Annotated in this window: 1 protein-coding gene; it reads right to left on the minus strand. The window is 36.3% G+C overall.

The features are described 5' to 3' along the window. Window positions 1–886: hypothetical protein (locus TP70_RS12370; protein WP_044359229.1), on the minus strand; the 886-nt coding region annotated here is incomplete at both ends.

Here is an 886-nt window from a genome sequence, read left to right on the forward strand (position 1 = left end):
CTTCATCTTTATCGTAATACTGTTGAAGTTTTTGCCATTTTTCTGTGTTGTTTTCAATATCTGCTAAAGTTAAATCATGACTTGCAGTAATTGGTAAGTCATAAATTTTGTTGTAGTATGTTTGTTGTTTTAGTAAATCTGGATTTTTAACACCATTTTTACCTGTTACAATCGTTAATTGATTATCTGTACTCACACTCTTATCTGCTGTAAACAGTGATGTTGTGTTCTCTTTCAACGTAAGTTTAACGCCTTCTGGTACTTGCACACCTAACGTGATTTCTTTAGGCAATGTTGTACGCTTCGTTACATTACGTGTTGGTACTGTTTGATGAATGACAAACTGATCATCTTGACCTGTTGTTGTCGTAACATCTTCAACACTAAATGGTGGTACTTCTAATAATAATAAACCGTCCGGGTGGAATGCTGGTCCACTTGAACCTGTTCCTGTAATCGTATAGTTCAATTGTGTTTGGTCTTCAAACGTCACAGTCACACGCTTGTTGTTATCAAGTGTGCTTCCTTTTGCTTGAGGGCCTGATGTTAACGTAATCTGATCCCCTGCAATTTCCATAAGCGCTGTTGACTGTTGCGCAGCTTCATTACTTACATAAAGATTGCTAATTTCATCACGATCAAATGTAATCGACTTACGCTTATCTTTACTTTTAGCTGTACTGTAGTCGTCTAAGTCATATACGTTCAATATACCGCTGACAGCTTCTATATTACCTTTAATTTCATCTAAACTTTGAAGTAGTGACTCTTTTATTGTTTGTGATAATTGCACAGAATTATACAAATCATCAAACGCTGCTTGATCTTTGTGCTCTAAAAACGTCAAGCTAACAGATGCACCACCACCTGCTTTTGATGCAACAGA

The organism is Staphylococcus microti (assembly GCF_000934465.1).
In the GTDB taxonomy this organism is placed as follows: Bacteria; Bacillota; Bacilli; order Staphylococcales; family Staphylococcaceae; genus Staphylococcus; species Staphylococcus microti.